General features: G+C 65.4%; 12 protein-coding genes and 1 tRNA gene. 4 read left to right on the top strand and 9 right to left on the bottom strand.

Going from position 1 to position 16,480, the window contains the following annotated elements:
* Positions 1-12: 12 nt before the first annotated feature.
* From XI08_RS16915 to XI08_RS16945, 7 genes are all read right to left on the bottom strand, one after another.
* Positions 13-1,434, bottom strand: coding sequence for an amidase (locus XI08_RS16915; protein ID WP_271575259.1), 1,422 nt, complete (start codon positions 1,432-1,434; stop codon positions 13-15).
* 2 nt (positions 1,435-1,436) lie between these two features.
* Entirely contained in the window at positions 1,437-2,600 is a 1,164-nt protein-coding gene (locus XI08_RS16920; RefSeq protein WP_271575260.1) for a M20 aminoacylase family protein, read from the bottom strand.
* Positions 2,601-2,613: 13 nt separating this feature from the next.
* On the bottom strand, positions 2,614-4,119 hold the full coding sequence (locus XI08_RS16925) for a M81 family metallopeptidase (protein ID WP_271575261.1): 1,506 nt from the start codon (positions 4,117-4,119) through the stop codon (positions 2,614-2,616).
* Positions 4,120-4,331: 212 nt separating this feature from the next.
* Positions 4,332-5,981, bottom strand: coding sequence for an ABC transporter ATP-binding protein (locus XI08_RS16930; protein WP_271575262.1), 1,650 nt, complete (start codon positions 5,979-5,981; stop codon positions 4,332-4,334).
* 130 nt (positions 5,982-6,111) lie between these two features.
* A complete protein-coding gene (locus tag XI08_RS16935; protein WP_271575263.1) occupies positions 6,112-6,999 on the bottom strand; it encodes an ABC transporter permease in 888 nt (295 codons plus the stop codon).
* An 18-nt stretch (positions 7,000-7,017) separates the two neighbouring features.
* Positions 7,018-7,959 (bottom strand): ABC transporter permease, encoded by a 942-nt coding sequence (locus XI08_RS16940; protein WP_027547036.1) that lies wholly within the window; start codon positions 7,957-7,959, stop codon positions 7,018-7,020.
* Positions 7,960-8,223: 264 nt separating this feature from the next.
* On the bottom strand, positions 8,224-9,354 hold the full coding sequence (locus XI08_RS16945) for a M20/M25/M40 family metallo-hydrolase (protein ID WP_271575268.1): 1,131 nt from the start codon (positions 9,352-9,354) through the stop codon (positions 8,224-8,226).
* A gap of 270 nt (positions 9,355-9,624) precedes the next feature.
* Between XI08_RS16945 and XI08_RS16950 the strand changes: the two genes are divergently transcribed.
* On the top strand, positions 9,625-11,232 hold the full coding sequence (locus tag XI08_RS16950; RefSeq protein WP_027547038.1) for an ABC transporter substrate-binding protein: 1,608 nt from the start codon (positions 9,625-9,627) through the stop codon (positions 11,230-11,232).
* A 230-nt stretch (positions 11,233-11,462) separates the two neighbouring features.
* Positions 11,463-13,058, top strand: a complete 1,596-nt coding sequence (locus XI08_RS16955; protein WP_333927551.1) for a glycosyltransferase family 39 protein — start codon at positions 11,463-11,465, stop codon at positions 13,056-13,058.
* A gap of 201 nt (positions 13,059-13,259) precedes the next feature.
* On the opposite strand, the gene XI08_RS16960 is transcribed toward XI08_RS16955, so the two are convergent.
* A complete protein-coding gene (locus XI08_RS16960; protein WP_271575265.1) occupies positions 13,260-14,510 on the bottom strand; it encodes a multidrug effflux MFS transporter in 1,251 nt (416 codons plus the stop codon).
* Between the two features lie 205 nt (positions 14,511-14,715).
* On the opposite strand from XI08_RS16960, the gene XI08_RS16965 reads away from it, so the two are divergent.
* Positions 14,716-15,672, top strand: a complete 957-nt coding sequence (locus tag XI08_RS16965) for a hypothetical protein (protein ID WP_271575266.1) — start codon at positions 14,716-14,718, stop codon at positions 15,670-15,672.
* A 95-nt stretch (positions 15,673-15,767) separates the two neighbouring features.
* On the opposite strand, the gene XI08_RS16970 is transcribed toward XI08_RS16965, so the two are convergent.
* Positions 15,768-15,856: transfer RNA gene (locus tag XI08_RS16970), tRNA-Leu, on the bottom strand.
* A gap of 173 nt (positions 15,857-16,029) precedes the next feature.
* Here XI08_RS16970 and XI08_RS16975 point away from each other — a divergent pair.
* Complete coding sequence (locus tag XI08_RS16975; RefSeq protein WP_271575267.1) at positions 16,030-16,473, top strand: twin-arginine translocation pathway signal; 444 nt, start codon at positions 16,030-16,032, stop codon at positions 16,471-16,473.
* The last annotated feature ends 7 nt before the right edge of the window (positions 16,474-16,480 follow it).

Raw genomic sequence — 16,480 nt, forward strand, 5'->3', positions numbered from 1 at the left:
TGCGCTGAGGCGCTAGCGCGCAGGCGGGCTCGGCCAGGGCCGCTGCGGGCCGCGCAAGCTCTCGAAGGCCTTGGCCATGCCGAGCACGCCGATGTCGTCGAAGCGGCGGCCGACGATCTGCACGCCGATCGGAAAGCCCTTGGCGTCGAAGCCGCCATTGATGGAGACGGCAGGGTTCTCCGACATATTCCACGGCACGGTATAGGCGATGTGCTCGAACGGCTTCATCGGATCGTTGGTGGGCGAGGCCCATTCCGCCGCATAGTTCACGTTCGGCGCAGTCGGCGAGATCATATAGTCGAGCTCGCAGAACAGTTTTGAGGCCGCGGCGCGGATCGCCATGGTCTGGTTGAAACCACGGATCACGTCGACGCCCGACAGTTTTGCGCCGGACTCGCCCCATTTGAAGATGTAGGGCAGCACCTTTGCCTGATCGGCCGACGTCAGCCTGGACAGATCGTCCCACATCCGTGCGCGCCAGAAATTGTCGAGACCGTCGAGCATCTCGCGCGTGAGGATGCCATCGACCTCGGTGACAACAGCGCCGGCGGATTCAAATGCCTTTGCCGCCTTCACCGCGACCTCGCGCACCGGCTTTTCCAGCGGCAGGCCGACGCCGGGATCGAGCATCAATCCGATCCGCAATTTGCGCGGTGACTTCTCCGGCCCCTTCCAGTTGAGGGGTTCGGCAGGCAGGCTCATGCCGTCGCGCCGGTCGGGCTTTGCGATCGCGCTCATCATCAGCGCGCAATCGTCCACGTTGCGGGTCATGGGGCCGGCGACGCGGCCGACATAGGTAGGGTCGATCGGCACGCGGCCGAAGCTCGGCTTCAATCCGACGAGGCCGCACCAGCCCGCGGGAAGGCGCACCGAGCCGCCGATGTCGGTGCCGAGATGCAGGGGACCGTAGCCGGCCGCGGCGGCCGCGCCCGCACCGGCGCTGGAGCCGCCGGGATTCTTGGAGAGGTCCCAGGGGTTGCGCGCGAGCGCGTGGAAGCTGGAGAGCCCCGAGGACAGCATGCCGTAATCGGGCATGGTGGTCTTGGCGAAGATGATCGCGCCGGCCTCGCGCAGGCGCGCGGCGGGCGGGGCGTCCTTCTCGGCCGGCACGAGCTTGACGCTCGCAGCCCCCAGCGGCACGGGCACGCCCTTGGTCGCGATGTTGTCTTTCACCGTGACAGGCACGCCGTCGAGCGGGCCGGACGGCTCGCCGCCGGTCCAGCGCGCGGTCGAGGCCTTTGCGGCCTCCCGCGCGCCGTCGGGATCGAACGCATAGAGCGCGTTGAGGTGCGGCTCCCACGCAGCGACGTGCGTGAGCACGTCCTCCAGCACCTCGCTCGGCGAGAACTGCTTGGCGCGATAGCCTGCGATCAGGTCGACCGCGGACAGATCGTGCAGCGAGGTGACCGCCTCCTCGACGCTCTTTTTATGCATTGCTAGCCTACCGGCATGCGCGTTTCGATGATGCGGGCGAACATGCTGGCGCCGATCGGCAGGATCTTGTCGTCGAGCACGAAGCCGGGATTGTGCACGGGCACCGAGCCGTCGTGGCCGACCCAGAAATAGGCGCCGGGAATGGTCTCCAACATGTCGGCAAAATCCTCGCTGCCCATCTTCGGCTGGGTGCGGGTGATCACCTTGGCGGGGTCGACGACGGTGCGCGCCACCTCCTCGACCACCTTGGACTGCTCGACCTGGTTGACCAGCACATTGAAGGTGTCGCGGATGTCGACGTCGATCGCGCACTGATAGGCGCTCGCGATGCCGGCGCAGATGGTGCGGATGCGTTCGCTGACCAGGGTGCGGACTTCCTTCGAGAAGGTGCGGATGGTGCCGCAAAGATGCGCGTCGCCGGGAATGACGTTGTAGGCGGAGCCCGCATGGATCTGGGTGATCGACACTACCGCAGCCTGCAGCGGCTCGACGTTGCGGCTGACGATGGTCTGGATCGCCTGCGCCAGCGTGGTCGCGATGATCACCGCGTCCTTGGAGCGCTCGGGCATCGCGCCATGCGCGCCATAGCCGGTGATGCGGAGGTCGAAGAAGTCGGCGCTGGCCATCGCCGGGCCGGGCAGGATCGCGATCTCGCCGTGGTTGAGGTCGGGCGCGTTGTGCAGGCCGTAGAGTTCGTCGCAGGGAAACTTCTCGAACAGGCCGTCCTTGATCATCGCGCGGGCGCCGCCGAGGCCTTCCTCGGCCGGCTGGAAGATCAGGTGCACGGTGCCGTCGAAGTTCCTGGTTTCGGCGAGGTAGCGCGCGGCGCCGAGCAGGATGGTGGTGTGGCCGTCATGGCCGCAGCCGTGGAAGCGGCCGGGGATTTTCGAGCTCCATTTCACATTGGTGTTCTCTTCCATCGGCAGCGCGTCCATGTCGGCGCGCAGGCCGATGCGCTTGCCGCCTGCGCCCTTGCCCTTGATGACGCCGATCACGCCGGTGCCGCCGAGACCGCGATGCACCTCGATGCCCCAGCCCTTCAGCTTGTCGGCGACGATGCCGGAGGTGCGCACTTCCTCGAAGCCGATCTCGGGATGGGCGTGGAGGTCGCGCCTGATAGCGGTGAGTTCGTCGGCATAGCCGTCGATGCGATCGATCGTGGGCATGTGTCCTGTCCGGTTAGCGTGAAGGAGGATTGAAAACGGGGCCGTTCGGCTTGATGCGAATGCCCGGACGCAGCTTCGTCCAGGGCAGGGAGGCGGTGTCGGCCGGCATTGCGCCCGGGGCGGCGCAGATCATCAGCTGTTCCGCGATCGGCTCGAAATCGGCGCGGAAGTGCACCGAGCTCTTGTTGACCAGGATCTTCTGTTCGGTCGGCTCGATGCCGACGTAGCGGTACATCGCCTGATCGGCGAGCTGCGCCTTGTGCGAGGAGACGACGACACGAACGTCGCCGATGCGCAGGGCCGCGGAAGGACCCATCTCCATCTCGCGGCCGCCGTAATAGGGGCCGGGTGCGATGAAGCGGCCGTCGGACAAGTTTTCGACGACGAAGGTCTCGCGATAAGGCTCGTCGCCTGGAATGCCGGACTTGCCGCCGAGCGACAGCGTCACCGTGGCGCCGACGCCGGCCGCATGCGCGGCCTTCGCCGATTCGGGATCGTAGATCGCGCCGGTCGCGGCGCTCGCCTTGTTGCGCACCAGCGCGCGCAGCATGCCGGTGGTATCGGAATCGCCGCCGGCGCCGGGATTGTCCTGGGTGTCGGCGATGATGATCGGCTTGCTGGCGCCCTTCGCCAGTTCCATCGCATGGCGCACGCCGTCGTCGGGAGACCAGATCTTGCCGTCGAAATCGTCCTCGTGGCTTTCGATCAGCTTGACGATCGCATCCGCAGCGCGATCGGCGTCGGCCTGCGTCTTGCCATAGGCGAACACGCTCGGCCCGCAATCGCGGAAGTCGGCGGCAGGGAAGCCGGGCGCGAAGGACAGCGTCGGGACCGCGTCGCTCTCGAGCGCGGCGAGCTTCTCGTAGATGCCCTTGGTCGGCTGGTCGTTGGTGCACTGCCAGCTGATCGGGATCAGGAACGGCAGTTGCCGGAACGCCTTGGCGAAGCGCTGCTTCGTCTTCAGCAGCAGTGCGAGATGTCGCGCCGAGGCGCGGCCCGTCTCGGCCATGTCGACATGCGGATAGGTGCGGTAGGCGATCAGCGCGTCGGCATGTTCCATCATGTCCGGCGTGACGTTGGCGTGCAGGTCGAGGCTGGCAACCAGCGGAACATCCTTACCGATGACGCGGCGCACGCGCGCCAAAATCTCGCCTTCGCCGTCGTCGAGATGCTCCGTCACCATCGCGCCGTGCAGGTCGAGATAGACCGCATCGACGGGACCCGCCGCTGCAATGCCGTCGACCATCACCTTCACGATGCGCTCGAAAGCGTCCCGGGTGACATGCGCCGACGGGCTCGCGCCGCAGGCGATGGTCGGGATGAGTTCCCAGCCATTGGCTTCGGCGCTGTCGACGAAGCCGGCGAGGCCGACATTGATGTGCCGCATCACCTTCAGCACGTCGGCACCTTGCGTCATCGCCGGCCAGCCGCCGCCATGCTGGAAGTCCGCAAACGTCGCCTTCGTCGGAGCGAAGGTGTTGGTCTCATGCAGGAAGCCGCCGACGGCGATACGTGTCATTCAATCCAGTCCCAAGCAAAGAATGCCGCGACGTTACCCGCCTTTGCGGCAAGAGCAAGCAAGGCAGGCAATCGCGCCACGCATGGCCTCAAGCTGTTTTGGGAATGCTTGCAGCGATCACCGTCATTGCGAGCGCAGCGAAGCAATCCAGAATCTTCCCGCGGCGGCAGTCTGGATTGCTTCGCTTCGCTCGCAATGACGGAGTATGCGGATCAAGCCGTCGCCACCACGCCCTCCGACACCGGCCGGAAGTTCGCAAAGTCCCAGCCGCGGCCGGGGGCTGCCTCCAGCAGGGCCCTGGTGTAGGCCTCTTTCGGATGCGTCAGCACTTCGGCGGCGGGGCCCTGCTCGACGACGCGGCCGTGCTGCATCACCACGACCTCGTCGCAGATTTGCGCTGCGACGCGCAGATCGTGGGTGATGAACAGGATGGCGATGCCGAGCCGCTTCTGGATCTCGTCGAGCAGTTCCAGCACCTGCGCCTGCACCGAGACGTCGAGCGCGGAGACAGCTTCGTCCGCGACCAGCACGTCCGGATCGAGCGCGAGCGCACGCGCGATCGCGATGCGCTGGCGCTGGCCGCCGGAGAACTGGTGCGGATAGCGCGACACCGCATCGGCCGGCAGGCCGACCAGCTCGAGCAGCTCGCGGGCGCGCTTCATCGCGTCGGCGTGCGAGACGCCGTAATTGATCGGGCCTTCCGCGATGCTCTCCCCGACGGTGACGCGCGGGTTGAGCGAGCGATAGGGATCCTGGAATACGATCTGGATCTTCTGCCGGTGCGGCTGGAGCAGGCGACGCGAGATGTCGGAGATCTCGCGGCCGGACAGGCGCACGCCGCCTGAGGTCGGGTCGATCAGGCGGACGATGCAGCGTGCCACCGTGGACTTGCCCGAACCGCTCTCGCCGACGATGCCGAGCGTGCGGCCCTTGCGCAGCGTCAGCGTGACCTTGTCGGCGGCGACGACCTCGCGGCCTTTGCCGAAGAAGGCGCGCTCCTTATAGACCTTGCTGAGGTCGTTGGCTTCCAGCACCACCGGTTCCTTGGTCTCGGGGCGCGCCGCGCGCGGCACCAGGCTCGGCACCGCCGAGAGCAGGTTGCGGGTGTATTCCATGGTCGGGTTGCGCAGCACGGTCTCGAGCGGACCGGTCTCGACGAGGCGGCCCTGCCGCATCACGGCGACACGGTCGGCGATCTCCGCCACCACGCCCATGTCGTGGGTGATGAACAGCACGGCCGTGCTGTGGTCACGCTGGAGGTCGCGGATCAGGGTCAGGATCTGCTTCTGCGTGGTGACGTCGAGCGCGGTGGTCGGCTCGTCGGCGATGAGCAGCTTCGGTTCGAGCACCAGCGCCATCGCGATCATGATGCGCTGGCGCTGGCCGCCGGAGAGGCGGTGCGGGTAGGAGGCGAAGATGCGCTCGACCTGGGGCAGGCGCACCTGCTCCATCATGTCGAGGATGCGCTTCTTCCGCGCCTTGGCATCGAGATCGGTGTGGGCGCGCAGGACTTCGTCGATCTGGCGGCCGACCGGCACCACTGGATTGAGCGCGGTCATCGGCTCCTGGAAGATCATCGCCATCTGCGTCGCGCGGAGCTGGCGCAGCCGGCGGTCGGTTGCGGTGAGCAGCTCTTCGCCGACCAGCTTGACGCTGCCGGCGGTGGGCACCAGCGTGCCCTTCGGCAGCAGGCCCATCGTGGTCAGCGAGGTCACCGACTTGCCCGAGCCGCTTTCGCCGACGAGGCACAGCGTCTCGCGCTCGTGCACCTGGATCGAGATGCCGTCGATGATGTTCGCGCCCTTCGGCTTCTTGCCGATGGAAACGACGAGATTGTTGATGTCGAGGACAGGGTTGGTCATGCAAGCTCTCTCGTCATTCCGGGGCGCGCGTTAGCGCGAGCCCGGAATCCATCGGGCGTCAGTCCAGGCGGTGAAATGGATTCCGGGCTCGCGCCAAAAGGCGCGCCCCGGAATGACCGTGGTACTCGCATCACTTCCCCTCCCGCTGCTTCATGCGGGGATCGAGGGCGTCGCGGGCGGCGTCGCCGATCAGATTGATGCTGAGGATGGCGATCGAGAGCAGGAGGCCCGGCCAGAAGATCAGCGACGGCTTGATCTGGAAGTACTGGCGGCCCTCGGCCATGATGTTGCCCCATGTCGGCGTCTCCGGCGAGATGCCGGCACCGAGGAAGGAGAGGATCGCCTCGGTGAGGATCGCGGAAGCGCAGACGTAGCTGCCCTGCACGATCAGAGGGGCGATCGTGTTCGGCATCAAATGCCGCCACATGATCTTCGGCAGGGATGAGCCGACCGAGATCGCCGCCTCGACATAGGGTTCCTCACGCGCCGACAGCACGACCGAGCGCACCAGCCGTGCCACGCGCGGAACTTCGGGGATCGTGATCGCGATCAGCACGGTCCAGATGCTGGCGCCGGACAGCGACACCACGGCGATCGCGAGCAGGATGCTCGGCATCGCCATCAGGCCGTCCATGATTCGCATCAGGACGGCATCGACCAGCTTGAAGAAGCCGGAGACGAGGCCGATCGCCAGCCCGATGACGATTGACAGGATCGCCGAGCCGATCCCGATCAGCAGCGAGATGCGGCCGCCATAGATCACGCGCGACAACAGGTCGCGTCCGTAGGCATCGGTGCCGAGCAGGAATTGCGCCGAGGTCGGCTTCAATCGTTGCGACGGCGCGAGCTGGATCGGATCATGCGGCGCGATCAGCGGCGCCAGAATCGAGATCAGCACGATCAGCGCGAGCAAGACCGTCGCCGTGGCGATGATCGGCGTCGAGGTGAGGAATCCGAAGCGCGGCCGCAGCGGCGAGGTGATCGGAATGGACGACTGGGGAAGGGTATCGACCGACATTTTGTCCTTATCCTTGCCTCAGTACCGGATCCGCGGATCGAGCAGGGTGTAGGCGACGTCAATGAGAAGATTGACGACGACATAGATCAGCGACGTCAGCAGGATCATGGCCTGGATCACCGGATAGTCGCGCGCCAGCACCGCATCCACGGTGAGGCGGCCGATGCCGGGGATGTTGAACACGCTCTCGGTGACGACGACGCCCGAGATCAGAAGCGCAAAGCCGGTGCCGATCACGGTGATCACGGGCACGGCGGCGTTGCGCAGCGCATGGCGCATCATCACGGCGACCTCGTTGATGCCCTTGGCGCGCGCGGTGCGGACATAGTCCTCGCCGAGCACGTCGAGCATCGCCGCGCGCGTCATGCGCGCGATCAGCGCGATGTAGATGAAGGAGAGGGCGCAGGTCGGCAGGATCATGCGCTCGAAGAACGGGCCGAAGCCGTTCGAGATGCTGCGGAAGCCCTGCACCGGCACCCAGCGCAGGTCGATGGCGAAGACCTCGATCAGGAGATAGCCGACCACGAATACCGGGACCGAGAAGCCGAGCACCGAGAGACCCATCACGAAACGGTCGATCCAGGTGCCGTGCTTCCACGCTGCGATCACGCCCAGGGGGACTGCGACGATGACGGCGAGGATGATGGTCGACAGCGCGATCGAGATCGACGGCTCGACGCGCTGGCCGATCATCTTCATCACGGGCAGGTTGGAGATCAGCGAGGTCCCGAGATCGCCGTGCAGCAGCTTGTTCACCCAGGTGATGAACTGCACGATCAGGGGCTCGTTGAGGCCGAGCGAGGCACGGATGCGCTCCAGCCGTTCCGGCGTGGCGTTGTCGCCGGCGAGAATCGCGGCGGGATCGCCGGGGGTGAGGCGGAGCAGGAGGAAGACGAACAGCGCGACGACGCCCATCACGGGCACGGCGGCAAAGATTCGGCGTAGGAGATATCCGAGCAAGTTGAATCCGTCAGATTAGAGTCAAATCGGCGGCAGCGGTCGTTGCCTGTTCTGCCATCAGCCTAACATTTCAGCAATTCCCGTGCCATCAGGGCCACAGGTTTTGCAGTACGGCTAGTTGTTTTGGGCAGCGAGCTGTCTTTCCTGCCGTCGTCATTCCGGGGCGCGTCGAAGACGCGAACCCCGAAATCTCGAGATTCTCAGGTGCGCAAGTGCGCACCATAGTTCGGTCCTTCGGACCGCCCCGGAATGACGAGCCCAAAATCACTCCAGCGTCGCCAGCAGCCCTGCCATCAGGCGGCCGCGTTCGACCAGGCTCTCGACCTCGATATACTCTTCGAGCGTGTGGCCATTGCCTCCACGCACGCCCAGGCCGTCGAGCGTCGGGATGCCCATCGCGCCGGTAAAGTTGCCGTCTGAGCCGCCGCCCGAACTCGCATGCGGCAATTCGGCGCCGAGCGATCTGGCGATATCGCGCGCCTTCTCGTACAGCGCCATGGTGCCGGCATCGGGTTCCCACACGGGCCGGGTGACGCCACGCGTCACCTTGAACGCAACATCATTGGTTGTGCCTGACAGAGCCAGCATCCGCTCGACGCCGCGATCGAGATCGGCCTGGCGCTTGGCCATCGAAAGCGCTTCGCCGGTGGCGGTCGTGGCAACGCAATTGACCCATTGTCCGCCATGCACGACGCCGACCGAGAAGGTGCAGTCCTCCGTCGTCATCGCGTCGATGGCGAGGATCTGCCGCGCCATCTCGCGAATCGCCGAGCGGCCCGCCGACAGCCTCGCGCCGGCGTGGCTCGGCCGGCCAGTCGCCTCGAGATTGAAGCGCGCGATCGCGTAACGTCCGGTGGTGACGCCGTTGTCGGCACGGCCGGGCTCGGGCACCAGCACGTATTTGTTGCGCGCAGCCTCTGCCTCGATGATGTCGCGTGTCGAGGGCGTGCCGACCTCCTCGTCCGGCGTGAACAGCACGGTGATCGGCAGCGGCGTGGTGAAGGCGGCGCGCGCCAGCTGCCGGATCGCTTCCAGCGAGAGATAGTTGCCGCCCTTCATGTCGTAGATGCCGGGGCCGTAGCACTTGTTGCCCTCACGCCGCCATTTCAGCTTCTCGATGGTGCCGACCGGGTGGACGGTATCCATGTGCCCGGCGATCAGGATGCCCGGCTCGCCCTGCTTTGGATGAGGAAAGCGCGCGCGGATCACGCCGCCAAAGCCCTGTCGGCCGGCGATGCGTTCGATCGTCGCACCCATGATGGCCATATCCCGCGCTGCGATATCGAGCATGCGGTTCACGGCGCTCGCATCCCAGGTCGGGCTTTCGCATTCCACCCAGCCGCGCAGGCCTTCGAGCATCGCCTCGGAATCGAAGGGAAGATTGGCTGGATTCATCGTCATGTCTCTCAAGCTTCGAAAGATGGAACGCGCATTGCATCGGCGCGGGGCAGGACAAGCGGAGAGCGTTGTAGAGCCAAACCGATCTTTGGGGAGCCCGTGCGCGCGCCGCCTGGGCCTGCAGCGAAACCGGATTGACGCGCTCGGCACTGTCTGCAAGTCTCGAAAAGCTAAAGGCATTGCATGAGGTTAGTTCGCCCAAAGAACGAACCGAATGCCCAACCAATAACCTGCCTTTGAACAGTTTCACGTCAGGAGAAACTTTTTATGTTCCACTTCACGCGCCGGGCGCCTCGCGCGTTCGCCTCCAAACTTGCGCTGTCGGTCGTCGCGCTCTCGACCGCGCTGGCCTCGCCAGTGCTTGCAGCCGGCAAGACCCTCACCGCGGTGATGCATTCCGACCTGCGCATCATCGATCCGATCTTCACCACGGCCTACATCACGCGTGACCACGGCTACATGGTCTACGACACGCTGGTGGCCACCGATTCGAACTTCAAGATCCAGCCGCAGATGGCGGACTGGAAGATCTCCGACGACAAGCTCACCTACACCTTCACGCTGCGCGACGGCCTGAAGTGGCATGACGGTGCGCCGGTGACCGCGGAGGACTGCGTTGCCTCGCTGAAGCGCTGGGCCGCGGTCGACGGCATGGGCCAGAAGCTCCTGGACTTCACCGCGAGCATCGAGGCGACCGACGCCAAGACCATCACGTTGAAGCTGAAGGAGCCCTACGGCCTCGTGCTCGACTCCATCGGCAAGCCGTCCTCGCGCGTCGCCTTCATGATGCCGAAGCGCCTCGCCGAGACGCCGGCGGACAAGCAGATCCCCGAGCAGATCGGCTCGGGCCCCTTCAAGTTCGTGCAGTCGGAATTCCAGCCCGGCGTGAAGGCAGTCTACGTCAAGAACACCGATTACGTGCCGCGCAAGGAGCCGGCGAGCTGGACCTCCGGCGGCAAGGTGGTGAAGGTCGACCGCGTCGAGTGGATCACGATGCCGGACTCGCAGACCGCGGTGAACGCGCTGCAGTCGGGTGACATCGACTTCATGGAGAACCTGCCGTACGACATGCTGCCGGTCCTGGAAGCGAACAAGGAGATCACGCTCGAGGTCTCGAACAAGTTCGGCTTTCAGACGCTCGGCCGGATGAACTTCCTTCATCCGCCGTTCGACAACGTGAAAGTGCGCCGTGCTGCCTTTCTGGCGATGAACCAGAAGGACGTTCTCGATGCGCTCGTCGGCAACGCCAAGTACCAGAAGATCTGCGGCGCGTTCTTCGTCTGCGACACGCCGCTCGCGACTGAGGTCGGCGCCGAGACCCTGGTGAAGGGCAATGGCATGGCGGAAGCCAAGAAGGCGCTCGCCGAGTCCGGCTATGACGGCACCCCGATCGTCGTCATGGCACCCGGCGACGTCACGACGCTCAAGGCGCAGCCGATCGTGGCCGCCCAGCTGCTGCGCGAGGCCGGCTTCAAGGTCGACCTGCAGGCAACCGACTGGCAGACGGTGGTGAGCCGCCGCGCCAGCCAGAAGCCGCCGAAGGAAGGCGGCTGGAACATGTTCTTCACGAACTGGGTCGCGGCCGACGTCTCCAACCCGATCGCCAATCTCTCGATCGGCGGCCAGGGCAAGAAGGGCTGGTTCGGCTGGGCGGAAGACGCCAAGATCGAGCAGCTCAAGGATGCCTTCGTCCGCGCGCCGTCGATCGACGAGCAGAAGAAGATCGCCGCCGACATCCAGAAGGAAGCCTATGAGCAGGTGATCTACGTTCCGCTGGGGCAGTATCTGCTGCCGAGCGGCTGGCGCAAATCGTTGAGCGGTGTGCTCGATGGCCCCGCAACGCCCCTGTTCTGGAACGTCGACAAGTCGGAGTAGGCGGGCGCATCCTTCCGCCTTTCATCCGGATCATCACGCGGCGCCGCTGTCATCAGCGGCGCCGTTGTCGTTTCAGCTCGGCGTCACCTTGAGAAGGCCCTGGAACTTTTAGCGCTTCCAATTCTCAATCATTGCTATTTGTTTCCAACCTGAAATAGATGTGTCGTCCTCGCGCATCACTTTCCTTGTCCCATTTGATTCCTGTGCCGTTCGATTTTGCATTCCAGGCGATGGCCGAACGGTCAGATCGCGCGCCGGCGCGATGGCGCCGGCCTTTCCTGCGCTGGCTCGACGGCGTCGAGGCGGGCTGGCCGGTGCCGCTTCTCATCGCCTGCTTCGTTGCGACCTGGACGCTCTATCTGGCCATCGCCTATGCCGGCAGCGGTCTGCACCCCGATACGCTCGAGGCCTGGACGCTGGGGCGGAACTTTGCCTTCGGCTATCACAAGCATCCGCCGTTGATGGGGTGGGTTACGGCGGCATGGACCTTCGTCTTTCCGCTCAGCGACTGGTCGCTGCAACTGATGGCGATGGCCAATGCCGGGCTTGCGCTGGTCTTCGTCGATCTGATCTCGCGGCAGTTCGTGACCGGGCACAAGCGCATCCTGGTGCTGCTGCTATTGATGCTGACGCCGGCCTATCAGTTCCACGCCCAGCGCTTCAACGCCAATGCGGTGCTGCTCGCGATCTGGCCGCTGGCGACCTGGTGCTTCCTGCGCGCGTTCGAGACGCGCGGCCCGCTGTGGGCCGTCGCGGTGGGATGCACCACGGCGCTCGCGATGGTCGGCAAGTATTATTCGATCTTTCTCGTCGCGAGCTTCGCCTTTGCCGCGCTGGCGCATCCGGCGCGGCGCGCCTATTTCACCTCCGCTTCGCCCTGGATCTCGGTCGCCGTCGGGGTCGCGGCGCTGTCGCCGCACCTCTACTGGCTTGCGACGACGGGCGCGTCGACCTTCACCTATGCGCTGGCTCACGCCAATGGCAGCGCCGTGAGCTCGCTCGGCGAGGCGAAGAATTTCCTGCTGGGGCTGGCTGCGGCCATGAGCGTGTCGGCCGTCCTCTGGATGCTCATCGCCGGCACGCGGCTGAAGCAGGTTCCGGCCGACTTCGCGGCAATGAGTCCGGGCCTGCGACTTCTCTTCTACGTTGCGATCGGCACGATCGTGCTGCCGGTGCTGACGTCGCTTGTAATGGGGACGGATCTGCCGTCGCTGTGGGCGTTGCAGGGGCTGTTCCTGTTCGTCGTTCTCGTGGTCTGTGGCACGCGCTATCCGATCGAGCGGTTCCACACCGTCAACGTCACGATGCTCGTGGCCGGCGTCGCGCTCGCCGCCGTCCTGGTCGCCGCCCCGATCCATGCCGTCTATCGCAACAATCACGGCTACGAAGAGGGCCGGAACTTCTACGCGCAGGCGGCCAGCGAATTGACGCGCGAGTGGCGCGAACTGACCGGCGCGCCGCTGAGCGCGGTGAGTGGCGATGATGCGCTGGCTTTTGCGACGGCGTTCTATAGCCCCGACCATCCGCGTTATGCACGGCCGTTCGCGTACCAATACACTTGGGGCTTGCCGCGCAAGATGACGCTGGACCGCGGCTGGGCCGCGCTTTGTTTCCGCGGCCAGGACTATTGCAACCGGTGGATGGAGTCGGTGTCCGCTGGCGCCGGGCAGTTCGTCAGGCGTGAGTTCACCGTGCAGGCCATGCTGTGGGGCCGGCCCGGTGTCACGCGGGAGATTGTTGTGCTGATGGTGCCACCGCGCGGAAGCAGCGCCGCGCCCGAGAGCGCCGCAGACGATTTCAGCGCCAGCCGGCGTCCGGCGCAATAGGCTGCGGGCTCAGCAATGGCTGTCGCGCACCCGCTCGAGGCCTTCGCTTGCGAAAGGCGCGTTGAACGCAGCCTGCTCGGCGTTTGGCTCGGAACGTCCCGTATCAGGCCGATCTGAGGTGGGCTCTTCGCGGTGTTCCGGTTCCATGGCAGTGGCCTCTCGAATTGCTGCACTACAACATCGAGGCCGCCCGCAAGTTCCTTAACCGACGGGGCGATGATGCGGCTTGAACAGCCGGCCCTTCTCCACCACCAGCACGATCGCGAGCGCAGCCAGCGTCGACAGGAAGAAGCCGACCGAGAACGGCAGCAGCGTGCCGTCAAAGCTCTGCCCGATCGCCATGCCGACCACGATGCCGATCAGCGTCGTGATCGAGCCGTAGAGCGAGGAGGCGGTGCCGGCGATGTGGCCCTGCGGCTCCATCGCGAGCGCGGTGAAGTTCGCGACCATCATGCCGAACGAGAACATCATGAGCGCCGACAGTGCCATGAACAGGGCAAGTGGCAGCACGTTCAGGATTTCGGTGACCAGCATGACGCTGGCGACCACGGCATAGAGCGTCAGGGCGCCGTGCGAGATTACGCGCATGCCGAGCCGCCCGACCAGCCTCGCATTGAGGAAGCCGGCAACGGCGGTGCCGGCCGCGATCGCGGCGAAGGCGAGCGGGAAGTAGTGGCCGAGGTGATAGATGCCGGTGAAGACCTGCTGGGCCGAGAAGACATAGGCGAACAGTGCGCCGATGACGCTGCCGGCGGCCGTCGCATAGCCGATGGTCTGGCGATTGGTCAGGGTCTGCCGGAACGCCGAGAGCACGTCGGCGGGCGCCAGCGACCTGCGTTCTGACTGAGGGAGGGTTTCGGGCAGCCGCAGCACAGACCACGCGAGCGCGAGCAGTCCATAGAGCATCAGCACGACGAAGATGCCGCGCCATTGCGTGACGAGCAGCACCGCCTGTCCGAACGACGGCGCGATCACGGGCACCGCGATGAACACCATCATGGCAAGCGACATCACGCTCGCCATGCGGCGGCCGACATAGCAGTCGCGCACGATCGAGGTCGCGATCACGCGCGTTGCCGAGGTGCCGAGCCCTTGCAGCGCGCGCGCCAGCAGCAGCGTCTCGAACGAGGGCGCGGCAACCGCCAGCACGCTCGCCACCGCATAGACCGCCATGCCACCGAGCAGCACCGGGCGACGGCCGAAGCGGTCCGACAACGGACCCATGACGAACTGGCCCACGCCGAAGCCGATCAGGAAGGTCGACAGCACGAGCTGGAGATGGTTGGCGACGGGAATCTTGAAAGCGGCCCCGATATTGGGCAGCGCCGGCAGCATCATGTCCATCGCAAGCGGATTCAGCGCCATGATGGACGCGATCACGATGACGAATTCGGGAAAACCCATAGGCCGGTGTCCCGAGGACACCCAACTGTCGGCATTGACGTCGGACAAAAAGCTCACCTCTGATTGAGAGGCTTTATGTCTTGTCCCTGCTGCGACGCACAACCCATGTTTTGGGATGGCTGTCAGGCGGGGCGGGGGCGGACAAGACCTGGTGAGGTCGCCGTCAGCCTGTCGAAGCGGCGCGGCGGTACCACCCAAGGTGGCAGGGTTCTTGCTACGCTAGCCGTCGCCGGAATGGCTGCGGGGAACCGTGATGCTCTCAACGCAACGCTCGCTCGCGACGGCCCAACTCGGCCGCAACAGCTTCGAGGAGATCTTCGAGTCCCGGACGCCGTTGCGCGAGGCCGCCCTGGAGTCATTTCGCCGCAGAAACGCGGTTCTCGACGGAATCTTCTACGACATCGGCAAGGTGACCCAGGAGGAGGCCCGCGAAACGGCGCCCTGGCTGGCACGCGAGGGCGCAATCCTGATCGTCCCGCCATCCGGCGCCGGATCGCTCAAGCTCTGCAACACCGTGGAAGACTTCGCCAATGCTGGCGGCGCCGATGTCCGTATCCTGGCGGTGGCCGGCGTCGGCAGTTCGGCGCTGGGGGCGGCGGCCTTCGCACGGAATGTCGCTGACGCGTTCGGCGTGTCGGCTGCTGCCGTGGTGTCGGGCTACGGGCTTGCCGATCTCCTGACCGAGGCGCTCGGTGGCTGGTTCTGGTTCGGCACGCTCAACCGCCTGCGCCATCAGTTCGAGGAGCTGGACGACGTCAGCCGGGCGCTGAACCGGCCCGAGACCCTCAGTCCGCCGACATCGCCGCTCGAACTCGGCCGCGTCAGCCTGGATACAAGGACGGTCATGGCTTTGCTGGGCGATGGTCGTTTCAGCTTTTCGCTGGTGACCGGACACTCCAAGGGCAACCTCGTGATCTCGGAAGCGCTGTACGAGCTGAAGGAGCAGCCGGCGATCGAACAAACCATTCCCGACGACAGGTTCTGGATCGTCACGGTGTCCGCGGCGGTCGCGATGCCGCCCCGGTACAAGAAGATCATCGACGTGATGGGCACGATCGATGGCTTCGGCGCGCTCAACTCGACGCCGGGAATCTCGATCGAGAAGCCGTGCCCGTTCTGCTGGCACCACACCAACACGGATTTGCCGTTTCACCTGCCTGTCACGAAGGTCTTCAGCGAGCTCAGGGTCGAGCGGACGATCGCCATCTGAGCCACGCCGGGAATCGCAATGACGTCGGTGAACCGGGACGCAAGCGATGCGATTGCAGACGCCGCCCTCCGCCGTCCTCGCGCCGTCACTTCTCGTGGTGCGGGCAGCCGGGGTCGAACCGGCACAGCGCTTGCGCACCGAGGGATTTTAAGTCCCTTGCGTCTACCAATTCCGCCATGCCCGCTTGATCCAACGAGATCAAACACTTAAGTCCACCTCCGGCCGTCTGGAATCGGCGCTTCGCGGGCCGGGTGGGTGGTTCTTCCTTAAGCGAGCCGGCCGCACAAGGCAAAGCCTCAATCCGGACATCTGTTGCTGCTTTAGGCATTCTCAATCCACGGGGACTATTCATCCGGCATGTCTGTCTCGTTCCTCTCCAGCTGCCGCCCCGTGCGCGCGCTGCTTCCGCTGGTCGCGCTCTGCGCGGCGCTCGCCGGCTGTGCGGGCGTCAGCGACACCATCAGCCCGGCCTTCGTCGATCCGGCCCGCTATGACCTCTGGGATTGCAAGCAACTCGCAACCGAGCGCAAGAACGTCGTCAAGCGCATCGAAGACCTCGAGCGGCTGATGGCGAAGGCCGAGACCGGAACGGGCGGCGCTGTGGTCGCAGAGCTCGCCTATCGCAACGACTACCTCGCCGCGCGGGGGCAGCAGAAGCTGATTGAAGAGACCTGGCGGAGGAACAGGTGCCGTGAGAGCGACATGGAGGCGGCGGCACCTCCCGCTCAGCCGACGGTCGCGCCCGCACCGGCGAGCCCCGTCAAGCCATCCAGGCCGAAGTCGGGCGGCGCCGTCAATTGACGACCAC

It is taken from the genome of Bradyrhizobium sp. CCBAU 11361 (genome assembly GCF_028128935.1).
Taxonomy (GTDB): Bacteria; Pseudomonadota; Alphaproteobacteria; order Rhizobiales; family Xanthobacteraceae; genus Bradyrhizobium; species Bradyrhizobium niftali.